General features: G+C 72.7%; 20 protein-coding genes and 1 pseudogene. 8 read left to right on the plus strand and 13 right to left on the minus strand.

Features of this window, described 5'->3' with window-relative positions; translation table 11 throughout:
- The first annotated feature begins 19 nt into the window (after positions 1-19).
- On the plus strand, positions 20-592 hold the full coding sequence (locus tag E3Z34_RS02085; protein ID WP_134772277.1) for a DUF5063 domain-containing protein: 573 nt from the start codon (positions 20-22) through the stop codon (positions 590-592).
- Between the two features lie 5 nt (positions 593-597).
- On the opposite strand, the gene E3Z34_RS02090 is transcribed toward E3Z34_RS02085, so the two are convergent.
- From E3Z34_RS02090 to E3Z34_RS02140, 12 genes and pseudogenes are all read right to left on the minus strand, one after another.
- The gene (locus E3Z34_RS02090) at positions 598-954 is read right to left on the minus strand and encodes a cation:proton antiporter (protein WP_134772278.1); all 357 of its coding nucleotides are present in this window, start codon (positions 952-954) and stop codon (positions 598-600) included.
- A complete protein-coding gene (locus E3Z34_RS02095; protein WP_338043764.1) occupies positions 954-1,217 on the minus strand; it encodes an MrpF/PhaF family protein in 264 nt (87 codons plus the stop codon). The genes E3Z34_RS02090 and E3Z34_RS02095 overlap by 1 nt, the downstream gene beginning before the upstream one ends.
- Entirely contained in the window at positions 1,214-1,660 is a 447-nt protein-coding gene (locus E3Z34_RS02100; RefSeq protein WP_134772279.1) for a Na+/H+ antiporter subunit E, read from the minus strand. Before E3Z34_RS02100 ends, E3Z34_RS02095 begins: the two co-directional genes overlap by 4 nt.
- On the minus strand, positions 1,657-3,177 hold the full coding sequence (locus E3Z34_RS02105) for a monovalent cation/H+ antiporter subunit D family protein (protein ID WP_338043765.1): 1,521 nt from the start codon (positions 3,175-3,177) through the stop codon (positions 1,657-1,659). Before E3Z34_RS02105 ends, E3Z34_RS02100 begins: the two co-directional genes overlap by 4 nt.
- Positions 3,174-3,506, minus strand: coding sequence for a cation:proton antiporter subunit C (locus tag E3Z34_RS02110; protein WP_134772280.1), 333 nt, complete (start codon positions 3,504-3,506; stop codon positions 3,174-3,176). Before E3Z34_RS02110 ends, E3Z34_RS02105 begins: the two co-directional genes overlap by 4 nt.
- Entirely contained in the window at positions 3,503-5,422 is a 1,920-nt protein-coding gene (gene mbhE, locus E3Z34_RS19355) for a hydrogen gas-evolving membrane-bound hydrogenase subunit E (protein ID WP_338043800.1), read from the minus strand. The genes E3Z34_RS02110 and mbhE overlap by 4 nt, the downstream gene beginning before the upstream one ends.
- Positions 5,414-6,546, minus strand: a pseudogene (locus E3Z34_RS18485) (proton-conducting transporter transmembrane domain-containing protein); the annotation flags it as partial. The pseudogene E3Z34_RS18485 and the gene mbhE, both read right to left, overlap by 9 nt.
- A gap of 205 nt (positions 6,547-6,751) precedes the next feature.
- Positions 6,752-7,378: a superoxide dismutase gene (locus E3Z34_RS02120; protein ID WP_134772281.1), complete on the minus strand. Its 627-nt coding sequence runs from the start codon at positions 7,376-7,378 to the stop codon at positions 6,752-6,754.
- A 13-nt stretch (positions 7,379-7,391) separates the two neighbouring features.
- A complete protein-coding gene (crtI, locus tag E3Z34_RS02125) occupies positions 7,392-9,038 on the minus strand; it encodes a phytoene desaturase family protein (RefSeq protein WP_134772282.1) in 1,647 nt (548 codons plus the stop codon).
- A complete protein-coding gene (locus E3Z34_RS02130; protein WP_134772283.1) occupies positions 9,035-9,901 on the minus strand; it encodes a phytoene/squalene synthase family protein in 867 nt (288 codons plus the stop codon). Before E3Z34_RS02130 ends, crtI begins: the two co-directional genes overlap by 4 nt.
- The gene (locus E3Z34_RS02135) at positions 9,898-11,010 is read right to left on the minus strand and encodes a polyprenyl synthetase family protein (RefSeq protein WP_134772284.1); all 1,113 of its coding nucleotides are present in this window, start codon (positions 11,008-11,010) and stop codon (positions 9,898-9,900) included. Before E3Z34_RS02135 ends, E3Z34_RS02130 begins: the two co-directional genes overlap by 4 nt.
- An 82-nt stretch (positions 11,011-11,092) precedes the next feature.
- Positions 11,093-12,001 carry a MerR family transcriptional regulator gene (locus E3Z34_RS02140; protein WP_158288580.1) on the minus strand — a complete coding sequence of 303 codons (909 nt, stop codon included), beginning with the start codon at positions 11,999-12,001 and terminating at the stop codon, positions 11,093-11,095.
- Between the two features lie 199 nt (positions 12,002-12,200).
- Between E3Z34_RS02140 and E3Z34_RS02145 the strand changes: the two genes are divergently transcribed.
- The 5 genes from E3Z34_RS02145 to E3Z34_RS02165 are packed head-to-tail and all read left to right on the plus strand — an operon-like array spanning position 12,201 to position 15,738.
- Positions 12,201-13,001: a DUF4397 domain-containing protein gene (locus E3Z34_RS02145; RefSeq protein ID WP_134772286.1), complete on the plus strand. Its 801-nt coding sequence runs from the start codon at positions 12,201-12,203 to the stop codon at positions 12,999-13,001.
- 4 nt (positions 13,002-13,005) lie between these two features.
- The gene (locus E3Z34_RS02150) at positions 13,006-13,773 is read left to right on the plus strand and encodes a class F sortase (RefSeq protein ID WP_134772287.1); all 768 of its coding nucleotides are present in this window, start codon (positions 13,006-13,008) and stop codon (positions 13,771-13,773) included.
- A 26-nt stretch (positions 13,774-13,799) separates the two neighbouring features.
- A complete protein-coding gene (locus tag E3Z34_RS02155) occupies positions 13,800-14,339 on the plus strand; it encodes an RNA polymerase sigma factor (RefSeq protein ID WP_134772288.1) in 540 nt (179 codons plus the stop codon).
- On the plus strand, positions 14,339-14,938 hold the full coding sequence (locus E3Z34_RS02160) for an anti-sigma factor (RefSeq protein WP_134772289.1): 600 nt from the start codon (positions 14,339-14,341) through the stop codon (positions 14,936-14,938). The genes E3Z34_RS02155 and E3Z34_RS02160 overlap by 1 nt, the downstream gene beginning before the upstream one ends.
- Positions 14,935-15,738, plus strand: a complete 804-nt coding sequence (locus E3Z34_RS02165; protein WP_134772290.1) for a TspO/MBR family protein — start codon at positions 14,935-14,937, stop codon at positions 15,736-15,738. The genes E3Z34_RS02160 and E3Z34_RS02165 overlap by 4 nt, the downstream gene beginning before the upstream one ends.
- 16 nt (positions 15,739-15,754) lie before the next feature.
- Here the strand turns inward: E3Z34_RS02165 and E3Z34_RS02170 are convergent, their stop codons facing one another.
- Entirely contained in the window at positions 15,755-16,066 is a 312-nt protein-coding gene (locus E3Z34_RS02170; protein WP_134772291.1) for a hypothetical protein, read from the minus strand.
- A gap of 147 nt (positions 16,067-16,213) precedes the next feature.
- Here E3Z34_RS02170 and E3Z34_RS02175 point away from each other — a divergent pair, with 147 nt between their 5' ends.
- Complete coding sequence (locus E3Z34_RS02175) at positions 16,214-16,936, plus strand: CPBP family intramembrane glutamic endopeptidase (protein WP_238695303.1); 723 nt, start codon at positions 16,214-16,216, stop codon at positions 16,934-16,936.
- Positions 16,937-16,941: 5 nt separating this feature from the next.
- Positions 16,942-17,952 (plus strand): NAD(P)H-binding protein, encoded by a 1,011-nt coding sequence (locus tag E3Z34_RS02180; RefSeq protein ID WP_134772293.1) that lies wholly within the window; start codon positions 16,942-16,944, stop codon positions 17,950-17,952.
- Positions 17,953-18,297 lie beyond the last annotated feature (345 nt).

Here is an 18,297-nt window from a genome sequence, read left to right on the forward strand (position 1 = left end):
CTCCCCTAGTGTGGGGGCCATGAGCGAGCCCATCGACGACGGCTGGGACGACCTTGCCCAGGAGATGCACCGCGAGGTGGAGACCTACTTCGCCAGCCTGGAGGAGGTGTCCTCCGGGGGCGCGGCCGAGTCGGCCCTTCCGCTCCTCCTGCTCTCCCTCGGCCAGCTCTGCGCGTCCGGGGCGCGGCTGGGGGCCATGGTCGACGTGGTCCCGGAGGAGCGTTTCGAGCCCGACGTCGGCCCCGACCCCGACCTGGAGCGGGTCCGCGACGGCCTGCACCAGCTGCTCGGGGGCCTGGACGCCTACTGCGACCTGGAGGACCCGGTGCTCTCGGGCGAGGTGTCGGAGGGCTCGCTGTCGGAGGACCTCGTCGCGGTCGCCGCCGACCTCAGCAACGGTCACAGGCACTACCTCACCGGCCGGGTGACCGAGGCGCTGTGGTGGTGGCAGTTCAGCTACCTGTCCTCGTGGGGGGAGCGCGCCGCGTCGGCGCTGCGGGTGGTCCTGGCCCTGCTCTCGCACGTCCGTCTCGACGCGGACGACGAGCAGGTCATGGAGGCCGAGATGGCCGCCCTGCACGCCGTGACCTGACCCCCTCAGCGCGACGGGGGCTCGGCGAGGTCGTTGGGGCTGGTCGCCGGGTCCAGCGGCGCACCGGACCGGTAGGCCGCGCGCGTGATCGAGTTCGAGGCGACCGAGCTCATGATGATGAAGCCCAGGACGGCGACGCCCAGCTTGACCAGGTCCACCCACAGGAAGCCGTGGTCGTGGACGGTCCACACGTAGGCGCCCACCGCGATCGACGGCATCCCCACACCGGTGGCGGCGGAGAGGACGTTCATCCGCGACAGGCCGTCGCGCGCCTTGAACATCGCGACGCCGCTGACGAGCACGAAGAGCGCTCCCCCGACGCAGAGGAGGGCGACGAGGGCGACCACGACCACCTCGGGCATCAGCGGCGCCCCCTCGTGAGGATCCGCGCGAGCGCGACCGTCGCCAGGATGCCGAGCAGCGCACCGATCGACAGGACGTCCATGGTGATGGAGGACCCGGCGAGCATGGCACCCAGGGTGACCGTCCCGATGCCGCAGAAGTAGACGAGGTCGCTCACCGCGGCGACGCTGGCGTCGTCCCGAGCCGTGAGCACCCTCACCACCCCCAGCACCGCCGTGGCGGCCAGGATGACGATGGTGGTCACGACGACCCAGGTGATCATGTGGCCTCCTGCGCCCGGTCGGAGGTATGCCGTGCCGCGGCCGGTGAGCCGCCGGCCGGAGGTGCGGCGGTGGGCCGGGGCGGGTCGTCCGGCCCCGGGGCGTCCTTGCCCCGGGTCATGGCGAGCAGGTGCTGCTCCATGTCGAGCAGACCGGCCCGCACCTCCTCGGGGTCCTGCCCGTAGATGGCGTGGACGAACAAGGTGGGTGGTGTCTCACCCCTCGCGGCCGCGATCCCGAGGGTGACGGTGCCGGGGGTGATGGTGATCGAGGACGCCATGAGGCTGACCTCCAGGTCGGTGACGCAGCGCAGCGGGAGCTCGATGATCGCGGGGGAGATCGCGGTCCCGGGCGTGAACGCGTCACGCGCGACGGTCAGGGCACCCTTGACGATCTCCGCACCCAGCCAGCCGGAGTAGCGCAGCGCGCGCAGGGGGTTGATCATCCCAGCACCGCCTCGACGTAGGGGGCCGTGTCGACGAGACCCTCGGCCGCCCGCCGCACCAGCGGCAGGAGCAGGCCCGCACCGAGGAACATCGCCAGCTGCAGCGCGGCCAGGACAGCACCGGGTGCCATCAGGGTGCGGGTGACCCGGACGTCGTCCGGCAGGGGCACGCTGCGGCCCCGGCCGGTCCGGGGGCTGTCCGGACGGTAGGTCTCCATGGGGGGGCCCCAGAACACGCCTGCCCACAGGCGCTGCATCGCGATCAGGCTGGCGACGGCCGCGACCAGCACGAGGGTCAGCATCAGCCACCCCTCCCAGGTCCCGGCGGAGGCGGAGGAGGTGATGAGGCCGAGCTTGCCGAAGAAGCCGGCGGAGGGCGGGATGCCGACCAGGGACAGCAGGACGAAGGCGTACCAGATGGCCACCCAGCCGTCCCGGTGCATGAGGCCGGAGAGCCGCTCGTAGCGCCCGCTGCCGTAGGTCTGCTCGATCGCGCCGGACAGGAGCAGCAGCGAGGCCATCGTCACGATGTGGTGGAGCATGTAGAACAGCCCGGCCGCGAGGGCCACCTCCGTGAAGAGGACGACACCCACGAGGATGTGGCCGACCCCGGCGACCATCTGCCAGGCCAGGGCCCGGCGCATGATGTGCTCGCCGAAGGTGGAATAGGCCCCCACCACGATGGAGAGCGCGACGAGCAGGGTCAGCACCAGGGCCCACGGGGCCGCGCCCTCGAACACGGTGGAGTAGACCCGGTAGATCGCGTAGAGCGCGACCTTGGTGTGCAGAGCGGAGAAGAGCGCCATGATGCCTGCGGAGGTGGCGGGGTAGGTCTGAGGGAGCCATCCGTGCACCGGGACCACCGCGGCCTTGATCGCCATCGCCAGCAGGACCACCGCTGTGGCGACGGCGACCATGGGCCGATCCGCGGCAGCGCCCGCCAGCTCGGCGATGTTCACGGTGCCGGTGGTCCCGTAGACCAGGCCCACGCCCAGGACCAGCAGGCCGGAGGTCAGCAGGTTGACGACGACGAAGGTGCGCCCGATCCCGAGCCGGCGCCACGTGCCGGTCACCGCGATGAGGGCGTAGGACGGCAGCACCATGACCTCGACCATGACGAAGAAGTTGAAGAGGTCGCCGGTGAGGAAGGCGCCGTTCACGCCTCCCAGCATCATGAGGATGAGAGGCGGCACGAAGCGGTACCGGTCCTCGCCGGTCGCCGTCAGGAAGCTCACGCAGGCGAGCGCGGCGGTCGCGGTGACCGTGATCATCAGCGCGGCCAGGGTGTCCGAGACGAAGGGGATGGCCACGCCCGGGACGTAACCGCCGACCTGGTGGGCCAGGACGGGTTCGGAGCGGTGCTGCAGGAGCAGCAGGATGCCGCTCGCCAGGGAGACGAGGGGCACGGCCAGCAGCAGGATCCGCTCGAGCAGGGCCTGGCGCACGACCACCAGGAGCCCGGCCAGCAGGAGCGGGCCCCCCATCAGCAGCGGCAGGGCGGCGGCGGGGAACGTCACCGGTCCCGCACCTCCCCGGTGCGGGGCATCCGCTTGGTGTCGTCGTCGTGGCCGATGGCGGCGAGCGCGAGCATGAGGACGGTGGAGGCGAAGGCGATGACGATGGCGGTGAGGACGAAGGCGTGCGGCAGGGGGTCCGTGGACAGGGCGGGGTCCGCCACGTCCGGCAGCGGCTCCCCGCGCCAGGAGGTGACCCCCGCCGAGAGGATGGCCAGGTTGGCCGCGTGGGCGAAGAGCGTCAGCCCGAAGATGATGCGGACCATCCCTCGTTGGAGCATGAGGTAGACCCCGCCCGCGACCAGGGCGGCGACGGTGAGGGGGATGATCATCGCTCCTCCTTCACGGGTGCGTCCGTCCGCTCGGCCTGCTCGCCGGCGTTGTCCGCCGCGGGCCTCGCGGCGGGTGGGGGCACGCCGTCGGCGAGCCAGGTGGTCCGGGCCCCCACCTTCGTCCGGGAGCGTGCCGCGAGCTGCGACGGCGACTCCCCGCGGGAGGACTCCAGCGGGCCGGGCAGCTCGCCGTAGGACGACTCGTCGGCCCGCTCCCGGGTCCGCTCCACGCCGGAACCGGCACCCAGCAGGTTGAAGGCGGCCATGACCAGACCCAGGACTGCTGCGTAGACACCGACGTCGAAGATCAACGAGGTGGTCAGCTTGATCCCCAGGACGTAGCCCGCGATCGGCTCCAGGAAGGACCCGGCGAGCACCAGCCCGAGGACCCCGGTGAGCGCGGCGACGACCACCCCGCCACCGATGAGGAACATGGGTGCCCGGGCCGGCCCGATCTGCCGGTCGGTCGCGGCCGACAGGTACATGAGGGCCACGACGGACGAGCCGATCAGGGCCGCGATGAACCCGCCACCGGGGGAGTTGTGACCGCGCCAGAAGACGATCGCCGAGATGATGACGAGCAGCGGAGCCGTGGCCTGGACGAGCAGCTGCATCGGCACGGCGTTGCCCCAGGCCTCCTCGAGCGCGCGGTATGCGGTCGTGCCCCGCTCACGGAGGGGGACCGGGGGAGGGGCGACGTAGTTGCGGTCGACCTCGGGGGGCGGGTCGAGGTAGCGGTCCCTGACGGTGGACAGCACGGCCACCACGGCCACGCCCGCCATCCCGAGCACGGCCAGCTCGCCGAAGGTGTCCAGCGCGCGGAACTCGACCAGGATCGTGTTGACCACGTTGTCCCCGCCGGTGATCTCCGGACCGTTCGCCAGGTAGTAGTCGGCGATCTCGCTGCGCCCACGTCGACCGGTGAGGGCCCACACGCCCAGGCCGGCCGACACGCCCGCGACCAGCGACAGGGCGAGGGCGCCGCGCTGACCCATCCGTGGGGCCCGACCGAAGCGGAGCGGCAGCTTCTGCAGCACGAGCATGATCATGAGGATGCTCAGGGCCTCGACGAGCAGCTGGGTGAGACCCACGTCGGGGCCACCCAGGCCGAAGATCTGGATGGTCATCGCGACGCCGATGGCGGACAGGGCCACGGTGGCGGCGAGCCGGGACTGCGAGCGGCACAGGACGTAGACGCTCACGAGCATGATCGCCAGGACGACGAGGTCGACCCCCGCCGTGGCACCAGGGTGCCGCTCCGGCAGCATCCCACGCGTCAGGAGCACCAGGCTCCCCCCGCCGAGGACCACGGAGGCGGCGACCAGGATGGGGACCAGATGCCGCGTCGGGTTGTCGGCGCGGACGAGGAGGGCCAGCGTCTGCCCGAAGCGGGCGACCGGGGCGATGAGGGCGGCGATGACGTCGGCCCCGTCCCAGCTCGCGGTGAGGCGTTCGGCCGCCGGGAACAGCGTGCGCCGTCGGGCGATGACGAGCGCACCGACCGCGAAGATCAGCAGCGAGGCGACGAGCTCGGCGTTGACCCCGTGCCAGAGCTCCAGGTAGAGGTCGACGCTCTCGACGGGCAGGGATGCCTCGACCACCCGGGTGACGGGGGTCTCCAGGACGCCGACCCAGAGCGCGAGGGGGAGGCCGGCCAGGATCGGCAGGGCGGCGAAGACCCCCATGGCCCACGGTGTGGTGTGCAGCGGTCGGTCCTCGGGCCACCGCTCCTGCCCCTGACCGTCGAGGAAGCCGCCCCAGATCAGCTTGGCGGAGTAGGCGAAGGTCAGCACCGCCGCGAGGGCGGCGAAGACGAAGCCCGACCAGCCGGCCAGCGGCCCTCCCGGTGACTCCAGGAGGGCGGCCAGGACCCCCTCCTTGGAGACGAAGCCGAGCATCGGCGGCACGCCCGCCATCGAGGCGGCACCGAGCACGGTGACCCAGAAGACGAGGGGCATGGCCCCGTGCAGCTGCGGCAGCCGCCGGACGTCGCGGGTGCCGGTGGAGTGGTCGATGACGCCCACCATCATGAACAGTCCGGACTTGAAGAGGGCGTGGGCGATGATGTGCAGCGTCGCGGCCTTCATGGCCGTCTCGGTGCCGACCCCAATGGTGGCCACGATCAGCCCGAGCTGGCTGACGGTGGAGTAGGCCATGAGCTTCTTCAGGTCCGTGCGCTGCAGCGCGAACCACGCGCCGAGGGCGCAGGTGACCAGGCCGACCACGACGAGCAGCACGTTCCACACCAGGACGTCGTGGAAGGCGGGGAGAAGCGCATCAGCAGGAAGATGCCCGCCTTGACCACGGCGGCGGCGTGCAGGTAGGCACTCACGGGCGTGGCGGCGGCCATCGCGTCGGGCAGCCACACGTGGAAGGGGAACTGTGCCGACTTGGTGAAGGCGGACAGCAGCACCAGGAGCGCCACGCCGGTGGTCACCCCGGGCGAGGTGGTCCACACCTCGTGACCGAGGGCCTCCGAGATGCGCGTGGTGCCGGTGACCGCGGCGATGATCCCGACCGCGGCGAGCAGGGTCAGCCCCCCGAGGAAGGTGACGAGGAGGGTGCGCATCGAGGCGCCCTCCCCGCTGTAGCCGGAGCGGGCGATGAGCAGAAAGCTGGCCATGGAGGTCAGCTCCCAGCACAAGAAGAGCAGCAGCAGGTCGTCGGCGAGGACCAGACCCACCATGGCGAAGGTGAAGATCGCCATGAACAGGTAGAAGGACAGGTTGCGCCCAGCAGCCAGGTAGGCGGTCGAGTAGGCCAGGACGACCGCGCCGATCAGCAGCGCGATGAAGGTGAAGAGTACCCCGATGCCGTCGGCCCGCAGCGCCAGCTCGAGCCCGAGGTCGGGCACCCAGGGGGTCGACCACTCCACGACGTCGCCGGCCATGACGGCGCGGGCCGCCGGCCAGAAGGCCGCGGCGGCGGCGAGGTAGAGACCGGCCAGGGGCCAGCCGGCGTGCCGGCCGAGCAGGCGGGTGAGGGGAAAGCTGGCCAGCACCGCCGCCGCCGAGATGGCGAGGGTCCAGACTAGGGTCATGGCGCCACCGTCCCGGACGCCTCACCGGCGTCCGCGTGGACGCGACGCCGCATGACCATGCGGACGAGGGTATCAACCTGCGCCTCCGGGCCGGCAGGCACCGTCCGGAGAAGAGGCCAGGCCCGGGCACGACGACGGGGCGGGGAGAGCCTGCAGCTCTCCCCGCCCCGTGCGCCGTGGACCATGCGGGACCCGGTGGTCCCGCTCAGGCGGGGGTGATGAGACCGGTGGTCGCCGTCCGGGCGGCCTCCAGCCGGCGCGAGACGTCCTGCCAGTTGACGACGTTCCACCAGGCGCTCACGTAGTCGGCCTTGACGTTCTTGTACTGCAGGTAGAAGGCGTGCTCCCACATGTCGAGCATGAGGAGGGGGGTCTGCCCGATCGGCACGTTGCCCTGCTGGTCCCAGAGCTGGAAGACCCGGGGGGCCTGGCTGACGGCGTCCCAGGACAGGACGGCCCAGCCGGACCCCTGGATGGTCGTGCCGGCGGCCTCGAACTGCCCCTTGAAGCCGTCGAAGGAGCCGAAGTGCTCGTCGATGGCGGCGGCGACCTCACCCTCCGGACGGCCTCCGCCGTCGGGGGACATGTTCTGCCAGAAGACGCTGTGGTTGGTGTGACCGCCCAGGTTGAAGGCGAGGTTCTTCTCCAGCATCGGCACCGTGCCGAAGTCCCCCGACTCCCGCGCGGCGGCCAGCTTCTCGAGGGCCTGGTTGGCGCCGTCGACGTAGGCCTTGTGGTGCTTGCTGTGGTGCAGCTCCATGATCTCGCCGCTGATGTGCGGCTCGAGCGCGCCGTAGTCGTAGGCGAGGTCGGGAAGGGTGTAGATGCTCACGGTAAATCTCTCCTCAGGATTGGGGGTTTTCCGGGCTTTCAGCACTATAGACGGGGCTCGTTGCGGGTGCTCGACGAGGCTGGATCGGCGCCGGCACGGGGGCGCTGGAGGTGTCACCGCGCAGGTGCTTGAGGACGAGCTCGGCGCTGATGAGGCACATCGGCAGGCCGATGCCGGGGATCGTGCTGGCTCCCGCGTAGTGCAGACCCGCCACGTGGCGCGAGGTGTTGCTGCTGCGGAACATGGCACTCTGCCGCAGCGTGTGGGCCGGGCCCAGCATGCCGCCCCGCCAGGCCAGGAGGTCCGCCTCGAAGTCTCCCGGTCCGATCGTCTCGCGGACCACGACGCGCTCGGCCAGGTCGGGGACACCGGCCCAGCGGGCGACCTGGGCGATGGCTGCGTCGGCGACCGCCTCGACCTGGGGGCTGCCACCACCGTCGCGCCCGCCGCGCCCGAGACCGGGGTCGGCCGGCACGGGCACGAGGACGAAGAGGTTCTCGTGGCCCTCCGGCGCCACACCCGGGTCGGTCGCCGAGGGCTTGCAGACGTAGACGGAGGCGGGGTCGGGGACCCTCCCGCCGAAGATGGCGTCGAAGTTCGAGCGCCAGTCATGGGTGAAGAACAGCGAGTGGTGGGGCAGCTGCGGCAGCTCCCCGCGCACCCCGAGCAGGACCAGCACCCCTCCGGGTCCGGGGTCGCGACCCTCCCAGTAGCTCTCGGGGTAGGAGCGCAGCTCCTCGGGGAGCAGCCTGGTCTCCAGGTGGTGCAGGTCCCCGGCCCCCACCACGACGTCGGCCGGGTGCAGCCGCTCGGTCCCGTCCCCGTCCCGCCACCGCACCCCCGTGGCCCTGGCGCGTCGGCGACCACGACGACCGGACACGGGCGCGGTGGTCACCTCGGTGACGCTCGCGCCGAGGTGGATGCGGACGCCCTGCGCGGTCGCGAGGTCGGCGATCCTGCCGATGAGGTGGGTGAACCCGCCCTGCGGGTACATCACCCCACCCGTCAGGTCCAGGGCGCTCATCAGGTGGTAGAGGCTCGGCGCCCGGTCGGGGGAGGACCCGAGGAAGACCGCGGGGTAGCCGAGCACCTGGCGCAGGCGGACGTCCTGGAAGCGGGACCCGACGAAGGACTCCAGGGAGCGGGTGAGCAGCGGCAGGAGGCGGGGCAGCCGGCGCAGGACATCAGGGGCGGCGAGGGCGATCGGACGGGTGAAGCTGGTGTAGAGGAAGTGCCGCAGAGCCACGTCGTAGGCCTCCCGGGCCGACCCGAGGTAGCTCCGCAGGGCGGCGCCCGCTCCGGGCTCGACGGCCTCGAAGGCCTCGATGTTGGCCCCGGTGTCCGCCACGACGTCGAGGGGGGGCGGTGGGTCCTGCCCCGGGGCGCCCTCGTAGAAGACGCGGTAGGCGGGGTCGAGGACGCGCAGGTCGAGCTGCTCGGCGGACGAGGTGCCCAGGAGCTCGAAGAAGTGGTCGAACACCTCCGGCATGAGGTACCACGACGGGCCCGTGTCGAAGCGGAACCCCTCCGTGGACCGGGAGCCGGCCCGACCGCCGACCTCATCCCGCTGCTCGAACAGGTCGACGTCGTGACCGTCGGAGGCCAGCAGCGCGGCGGTGGCCAGCCCGGCGATCCCGCCGCCGACGACCGCGACCCTCATCGCGCACCTGCGATGCTGCGGGCGACGATCCGGGCCTTCACCAGGTCGGGCACCCGGACGCGCTCCTGCGCGATCCGTGAGGCCGGGGTGGTCCGCAGGCGGGCGGACAGCTCCTGGAAGAGCCCGTGGGCCGCCTGCACGGCGGCCCGGCTGCTGGGTGGGAGTCGACGGACGGCGATCGCGGCCGCGTCGAGGTCCGCGTCGATGTCGTCCAGGAGCAGGTCGCGCTCGCGGTCGGTGAAGGTGCTCAGGTCCACTCCCGGGAAGTAGGCCCGCCCGAGCCGGCTCTGGTCGGCGTGCAGGTCCCGCAGGAAGTTCACCTTCTGGAACGCGGCGCCGAGGCGACGCGCACCGGGGGCGAGCTCGTCGTAGGCGGCCGGGTCGCCGCCGACGAATACGCGGAGGCACATGAGGCCCACGACCTCCGCGGAGCCGTAGACGTAGGTCGCCAGGCTCTCCGGGTCGTGCACGTGGACCGACAGGTCCGCCCGCATGGAGTCGAAGAAGGGGTCGACCAGGTCCGGGCCGATCCCGTGCTCGCGGGCGGTGAGGGCGAAGGCGTGGACGACGAGGTTGGCGCTGCCGCCGCTCCGCAGGGCGCTCAACGTCTCCCGGTGCATCCCGTCGACGAGCTCCGCCCGCAGGTCACGGTCCCAGGTCTGGGTGGCGTCGTCGACGAGCTCGTCGGCCACCCGCACCAGCGCGTAGATGGACCGGACGTGAGTGCGCACCGGCTCGTGCAGCAGCCGGGTGGCCCAGCCGAAGGAGGTCGAGTAGTGGGCGATGACCACCGCGGCGCTCCGGCGGGCGACGTCGTCGTAGGAGGTCGAGACCGGCGGGTGACCGCTACGCCGGGAGATCATGCGGCCCCCTGCACCCCGGTGACGGGCCGGCCCAGGCTCTCGGCCGCCGTCCACCGGTCCTCCTCGGGCCTGAGCAGCAGGGTGACCATCGGGCGCAGGAAGTCCTGGACAGGGGCGGGCAGGTCCGCGACTCCCGCCAGGGCGGCCTCGCGCAGGTCCCGCACCAGGTCGCTGACGACGTGGAGAGCCCCGCAGGCGAGGAGGATCTCCCGGGCGCGCGCCGCGCCCTCCGGCGTCAGGTGCGGGTCGCCGACATACCGGGACAGCTCCGGCCACCAGGCGGTCGTCCGCGCCACGGCCACCAGCGCCGTGCACTTTCCCTCGCGCAGGTCGCCCAGGGGATCCTTGCCCGTCCTCGCGGACGGCGCGAAGACGCCGTCGAGGTCGTCCTGGAGCTGGAAGCCCACCCCCATGCACCGGCCCACGGCCCCCAGGGTGGCCACCGTCGAGTCGGAGGCGCCCGCCAGGAGGGCGCCCGCCCGGAGCGGCAGCTCGAAGGAGTAGGCGGCCGTCTTCCACTCCGCGACGTCGAGGACCTCCGCCATGGGGGCGGCGCCGGTCAGGCTGAGTCGCACGTCGGCCAGCTCCCCGGCCGCGCTGCGGTGGAGCACCTCCTCGAGCAGGTCGAGCAGGGCGACCGTCACGTCGGGACGCGCCCCGCACGTCGCGATCTCCCGCACCGCCCCCGCGAGGGCGAGGTCGCCGGCCAGGATCCCGGCCGCCTCGCCGTAGCGGCCGGCCCGTGCGGGGTCGGCCCCGTCGGCCACGGCGCGGGCGGCGAAGGTGCCGCTGACGTTGGGCCGTCCCCGTCGTACCTGATCGCCGTCGATGACGTCGTCGTGGATGACGAAGGCGGTGTGCAGGAGCTCCACCGCGTCACCGACCCGCTCGGCCCGCGCGTGGTCCTCGCCCCCCAGGGCGGCGTGGACGCCGGTGAGCAGCGCGGGGCGGAACCTCTTGCCGTGCGCGGTGGCCTGCTGCAGCGCGGCCCACAGGGCCCGGTCGTGGTCGTCGAGGACCTGTGCCGCACCGGCGGAGAAGAAGCGCTCGTGCGGAGCGGCGGTGCCGGACCCGACGGTCGGGCCCTGGGTCTCGGTGACTGTGGTCATCGGTGGCTCGTCTCGTTCGGCGGTCTGGGGGGCGTGGTCCCGCAGGCACCAGCATGCAGCATTGACAAAGATTTGACAAACATTAGACGCCACGGAGTTCCGCGGCGACCGTCCGGGCGGCCGCGACGAGCGAGGGGGGCAGGGGGGCCAGGGTCGGGCCGGCGAGGTCCTCCACGAGCGGCGGGACCCCGGGGGCGCCCTGCCCTCCGACGTACACCCGGAGCCCGGGGAAGTCCTGGGTGAGGCGCCGGAACACGGCCGCGGCGGCAGGTGCGTCCCTGGCGAGCGGGACCGACACCACGGCTCCGGCCGGCCGGAGGCGGTCGGCGGCGTGCGCCCAGCTGTCGACCGGCAGGTCCACCCCCAACCACCGGACGTCGGCGCCCAGGCGGCGCAGCACGGTGGCGAAGCTCAGGGATCCCAGCTCGTGCAGGGAGCCCGGTGGCAGCCCGGCCAGGACGACCGGGCCGCCCAGGGCTGTCCCCGAGGCGTCGAAGGCCCGGCCGAGACGACGTCGCACCGCGGCGCTCACGAAGTGCTCGCCGGCCACGTCCACGATTCCGTCCTGCCACGCGCTGCCCACCTGGGCGAGAGCCGGGAGCAGCCAGTGCTCCACCACGGACTCGAACGACCCCGCGGCGAAGGCCTGGTCCAGCAGGAGCTCCGCCTCGGCCCGGTCCAGCGACACGGCGACCCGCACGAGGGCGTCCAGCCCCGGGCCGGTCCCGGCACCCAGGGGCTCGGGCGGGCGGAACTCACCCGTCGGTGCCGAGGTGGCGCCGTTGACCTCCTGGGCGGCGAGCGAGGCCGGGGTGCCGCCGTCCACCAGGCGCATCATGAGCCGCAGGCGCGCGATGTCCTCGTCGTCGTAGAGGCGGTAGCCCCCGTCCGTCCGGGTCGGGCGGACCACGCCGTACCTGCGCTCCCAGGCGCGCAGCCGGTCGGGGGCGATCCCGGTCAGGGCGCTCACCTGCTTGACCGTGTAGGGCACAGGTCCACCTCCTTCGAAAGGGTGTGGCCGGAGCATACCCCAAGTTGTGACAAACCTTGGACGTAGCATCCAGGTCCGCACATCTGACAAACCCGTGACAAACATTTTACGAAGGTTGAATCCAACGGGGAGGTTCACGCCGTAGTGCTGGGTGAGGGTCGGACCGGTTCCACCCCAAGAGACACGAGGAGCACCTCTCATGCGTAAGACCACCACCGCCGTCCTGATGGGCGGCCTGGCCGCCGCCGCCTTCGCCGCCCCCGCCGCCGCCGACGAGCACGAGTCGGCCGTGTCGGTGCTGCACGGTGTGCCCGGCCTGACCGTCGACGTCTACGTCAACGGCGAGGAGACCCTGCCCGACTTCGAGCCCGGGACCCTCACCGACCCGCTCATGCTGGCTGCCGGCAGCTACGACATCGAGATCTACGCGGACGGCGACACCCCCGACTCCGCGGAGCCGGCCCTGTCCGCCGAGGGCCTCGAGGTGCCCGGTGGGGCCAACCTGACCCTCGCCGCCCACCTGAGCGACGAGGGCACCCCCATGCTGAGCGCGTTCGTGAACGACATCTCGCAGACCGCCGCCGGTGAGGCCCGCCTCACCGTGCGTCACGCCGCCGCGGCCCCCGCCGTGGACGTCCGCGCCGGTGGCACCCCCGTCATCGAGGGCCTGACCAACCCCAACGAGGAGGTCCTGGACCTGCCCGCCGGCACCGTCTCCGCCGATGTGGTGCTCGCCGGCACCGAGGACGTCGTCCTCGGCCCGGCCGACGTGGACCTCGTGGAGGGCACCAACACCATCGTCTACGCCTGGGGCTCCGCCGAGGAGGGCAACCTCGCGCTGGCCGTCCAGACCATCGACGGTCTGCACAGCGCCCCCGAGGGTGTCCCCTCCGGTCAGGGTGGTCTGGTCGACACGAACGCCATGCTCGTCCTCGCGCTGGCCGGTGTGGCCGGCGCCGTGATCGCCGGTCGCCAGGTCGTGCGCTCCGAGCGGGTCTGACCCCATGACCCCGCGCACCGCCCACCGGTCACGCCGCGTCTCCCTCCTTGCGCTGGCTGTGACGATCGCGAGCCTCGTGCTCGCGGGGTGGGCGGTGCGTGGCGTCCTGCAGGAGCCCGTGCCCACGGTGACCGGCTTCGGGTCGGCCGCGGCGACCGGTGACGTCGACCCCTCGACGACGGCCGCCGCCGCGGCCGACCCCTCCGCAGCGACGGTCGGCTCCACCGTCGCGACCTCCCCGCCGACGCGGCCCGCCCCGACCGCGTCGGCGGGGAGCCTGCCCACCCCGGGCCGCAGCTCGGCCGCCCTGCCCGAGATCGAGCCCCGGCCGACGCCCGTGCGCCTCGCGGTGCCGGCCGTCGGGCTCGAGGTCACCGTCGAGGACGTCGGCGTCCGCGCCGACGGCCAGATGGAGATCCCGGACGAGGGCGACCGGGCCGGGTGGTACCGCCACGGACCCCGTCCCGGGGCTGCGGAGGGGTCGGTCGTCGTCGCCGCGCACGTCGACACAGACACCGGCCCGGGAGCCTTCCTCGCCCTGACCGAGGTGGCGGAGGGCGACGAGGTGCAGGTCGAGCTCTCCGACGGGACGAGCGTCACCTACCGCATCGTCGGGGGCGAGCAGGTCGCCAAGACGGACCTGCCCGTCGACGACCTCTTCCGCCGCGACGGCGACCCGGTCCTGCGCCTGGTCACCTGTACCGGTGACTGGTCACCGCGGGCCGGCAGCTACACCGACAACCTCGTCATCAGCGCCGTACCCGTGAGCTGAGGCCACCACCGCCTAGGCTTGCGGGCATGACCTCAGCGCATGCCGACGACACGGCCATCGGCGAGGCCTGGGTCCGTGGGGAGGAGGAGGCGCTCGAGCAGGCGTACGAGCGTTGGAGCCCCCTGGTGCACGGTCTCGCCCGCAAGGCCGTGGGCCCGGTCGAGGCCGAGGACGTCACCCAGCAGGTCTTCCTGTCGGCCTGGCGGGCCCGCTCGACCTTTGACCCGCAGCACGGGCCCCTCGGGGCCTGGCTGGTCGGCATCACCCGCAGGGCGGTCGCCGACTCCTTGCGCGTGCGGCAGCGAACCGCCCCGGTGGTGGACACCGACGAGGTCCACGACACGCCGGATGACCGCTGGGAGCACGTGGACCGGGACGACCTGCTGGCGATCTACGAGGAGCTCGAGAAGATCGGTGACCCGCCCCGGAGGATCCTGCTCCTGGCCTACGTGCACGACAAGACGCAGAAAGAGATCGCCGAGCTGCTCGACCTGCCGCTCGGCACCGTGAAGACCCACACAAACCGGACCCTGGCCCGGCTCCGAACCCTCTTGGGAGGTGCCTGATGCACGATGACGACGACGGGTCGACGCCTCCGCGTCCTCCGGACGAGCGCGCCGCCGAGCTGCTGCGACGGGGGGGCGAGGTGGAGGTGCCGCCCCCTCCGCACGTGTGGGAGGCCGTGCGCCAGGCGCTGGGCCGGCCGGGTGTCGTCTCCCTGGCCGACCGGCGACGGCGCCGGTGGGTCGGCCCGGTGCAGCTGCTCGCCGCCGCCGCTGCCGGTGCCCTGGTCACCTGGGCCGGGGTCGAGGTGGTCGGCCGCGAGGCGCCCCCGGAGCTGCTCGCCAGCGGCGACCTCCAGGCCCTGGCGGCCGGGGCGCCGGACGGTCGGGCGGAGGTCGTGACCGTCTCGGGGCACCAGCGCCTGCGGGTGGAGCTCACCGAGCGTCCGGACCCCCAGGACGGCTACCTCGAGGTCTGGCTGCTGCGCCCGGACGTCTCCGGCATGGTGACGCTGGGTGTCCTCGACGCCGAGACCGGTGAGTTCGCGCTGCCGGACGGTCTGGACCTGGGGGAGTATCCCGTGGTGGACATCTCGCGCGAGCACATGGACGGCGACCCGGGTCACGGCGGTGACAGCCTGGTCCGGGGGCAGGTCGGGTGAGTCCTGTCCGCCGGGACCAGCTGGTCGTCACCGCGGCCGCCGTCCTCTGGATCGTCGGCACGCTCATCGGCACCGGTCTGGTCGGTGCCGAGGGCGGGGTGGAGGAGCAGGGGGACGGTCTGTTCTCCGATGCTGCGACCCTCATCGCCCCCGACGGACCCGCCTTCTCCATCTGGTCGGTGATCTACCTCTTCCTCGCCGGCTACGTCGTCTGGCAGTGGCTGCCCCGGGCCAGGGACTCCGTGTGGGCCTCGCGGACCAGGATCCCCGCCGCCGCGTCGCTGGCTCTCAACGGCCTGTGGCTGCTCGTCGTCTTCGCCGGCTGGCTCCTCGTCTCCGTCCTGGTCATCGCCGGGATCGCCGTCTCGCTGGGCGTCATCCTGCGCCGCACCGCCGACCTGCCCGACGAGGGACGGGTGCCCCGGGTCCTCGTCTCGGTCACCTTCGGTCTCTACCTCGGGTGGATCTGCGTCGCGACGTGCGCGAACGTCGCGCTCTGGCTGGTGGACCGCGGCGTGCCCGCCGAGGGGCAGCTGGCCACGGTCGTGACCCTCGTGGTCCTGGCGGTCGTCGTCGCCCTGGTCGCCGTGCTGCTGCACCGGGCCGACCGGGTCTTCGGCACGGCGCTCGTGACGGCGGTGACCTGGGGTGTGTCGTGGGTCGCCGTGGGACGCCTGTCCGGCGAGCCGGCCAACGACGTCGTCGGCTACGCCGCCGTGGCCACCGCCGTGCTCGCGGTGGCGGCCTGGGGGGTCAGGGTCAGAGCAGCACGAAGCCCGGGTCACCGCCTCGCGCGGTGACCCGGGCCCGCGACGATCAGCACCAGGGGTAGACGAACAGGCTGTCGTCACCCGCGCGGTGGTCGGCCAGCACCACGGACAGCGGGATCGGGTCCGGCACGCCGGAGATGTCGGCACCCGGTCGGATGGTGACGCCGGCGTCGACGGCGAGGCCGATCGGCAGCCCGCCCTGGGCCACGGTGGTGAACAGACCCTGGTCCTTCAGGAAGGCGATGCCCGCCTGCATGCAGGCGGTGTCGGGGCGGTGCCCGGCGGCGGAGGCGGCCGGGGCGGCGGCGACCGAGGCGGTCAGGGCGAGGGCGGCCAGGGTCAGGGCGGTCTTCTTCATGATTCCTCCGGGGACAGTGGGCCGGGTCCGGGATGGCTCCGGATTGGTCTCATCATGGATCTGTTGCACAATGTTTGTCAAGGGTTTGTCACAACTAGTTCACAACTCATCTGGCGGAGGTCGTGCGTGCAGGGCAGAGTGGACCGGGTGAACCCCGTCGCCGAGCTGCGCAGCTTCCTGCGCGCATCCCTGGTGACGAAAGTGCCGCGCTCCCGGCGGGACCCGGCGCACGTGCTGCGGCGACGCCGGGTGGTCTCGGCCCTCACCCTGGTGATCGGTTCCGCCGTGCTGTGGTGGTCGCTGCAGCTCCAGCCCGGCGACCCGCTGTTCTACGCCGGCACGGCCCTGCTCGCAGGCATCTGGCTCGCCGGGGCCTTCCTGGCCGGGCCGCTCTACCTGGGTCGTGCCCACACCCGGGACGGCACCGCATACGCCCGCCCCGTCGTGCAGTCCCTCGCGCTGGGAACCCTGCTCCTCGGGGTCTTCCTCGCCGGCGCGTTCGTGGTCGCGCAGGTGCCGTTCCTGCGCGGGCCGGTGGACGACCTGCTGGACCACGCGAGGTTCGGGTCCCTCCCGCTCGTCCTCGTCATCACCATGGTCAACGGGATCGCCGAGGAGCTCTTCTTCCGGGGTGCCCTCTACGCCGCCATCCCGCAGCGGTGGACCGTCGCCGCCACCACGATGGTCTACGCCGCGACGACCGTCGTCGTGGGCGTGCCGCTGCTGGTGCTGGCCGCTGTCTGCCTGGGTCTGGTCTGCGGCCTGCAGCGGCGGGTCACCGGTGGCGTGCTCGGCCCCGTCATCACGCACATCACCTGGTCCTCCGGCATGCTCCTGCTCCTGCCGCCCCTCCTCTCGACCCTGAAATGAGCCTCATGAACACACCCCGCACCGCCCTGGTCACCGGCGCGTCCGGCTACGTCGGAGGGCTGCTGGTCCCGCACCTGCTCGAGGCCGGGTATGCCGTCCGCGTCCTGACCCGGTCCGGCTCCCTCGACGCGCCGTGGGTGTCCCGGGTGGAGGTGTGCCGCGGGGACGCGACGCAGGAGGAGGACCTCAGGGCGGCGCTGCGCGGGGTCGACGTGGCCTACTACCTCATCCACTCCATGGACGGGGAGGGCGACTTCGCCCGGCGCGACCGGGAGCTGGCCGAGGGGTTCGCCCGCGCCGCCGCGTCGGAGACCGTGGGCCGGATCGTCTACCTGTCCGGTCTGCACCCGGACGGCGAGCTCTCGACCCACCTCGCGTCGCGGGTGGAGGTGGGGGAGATCCTGCTCGACTCCGGGGTGCCGACCGCGGTGCTCCAGGCGGCCACCGTCATCGGCCGCGGATCCGCGAGCTTCGAGATGCTGCGCTACCTCACGGCCCGGTTGCCCGTCATGGTCGCGCCGCGCTGGCTGGCCAACCGCATCCAGCCGGTGGCCGTGGACGACGTGATGCACTGGCTGGTGGCGGCGGCGGACCTGCCGGCCGAGGTCAACCGCACCTTCGACATCGGAGGCCCGGACGTGCTGACCTACCGCGACATGATGCAGGTCTTCGCCGAGGAGACGGGGCTGCGCAGGCGGCTCATCTACACCCTGCCGGTGATGACCCCCTGGCTCGCCAGCCACTGGGTCGGTGTGGTGACACCCGTCGGCGCCGGGGTGGCCAAGCCGCTCGTGGGGTCGCTGGTCCACGAGGTCGTGTGCCAGGAGAACGACCTGGAGGGCCTGGTCGGTCCACCGCCCGGGGGAGCGACCCCCTACCGCGAGTCGGTCCGGCGCGCCATGGCGGGGGTGGCGCCCGACCCGCAGCATGCCGCAGCCAAGGTCGGGGTCGGTGCCGCCACCCTGGTGGCGACCTCCAGCCTGGTGCTGGGCGTGGCTCGTCGACGCCGGCGGTAGCCGGGTCCACCGGCACGAGGATCCCCCGGGCCCGGCCCGGGGGATCCGCGCTGTGGTCCTGCCCTTCCCGCTGCGGGGGTGAACGCTGGCGTGGCGGGGGGTGGAGCGGGGCGTCGGTCGTCGCCGGACCGGGACCGTCGACCCAGCTGCGCCGGGTGCCCGGTCCCCCGTGAGGCCCGGGTCGCGGCGACAGGGTCGGCGGGGTCGGCCTCTCACGCGACGGGTACTCGGCGGCCATGATGGCGTCGAACTCCGCCCGCAGCCAGTCCTCCTCGCCGCAGACGAGGTCCCAGAAGACCTCGTCCTCCGGTCGGACCAGCGTCTGGTCGGAGGTGGTCATGCCTG

The sequence above is a fragment of the Ornithinimicrobium flavum genome (genome assembly GCF_004526345.1).
GTDB lineage: Bacteria > Actinomycetota > Actinomycetes > Actinomycetales > Dermatophilaceae > Ornithinicoccus > Ornithinicoccus flavus.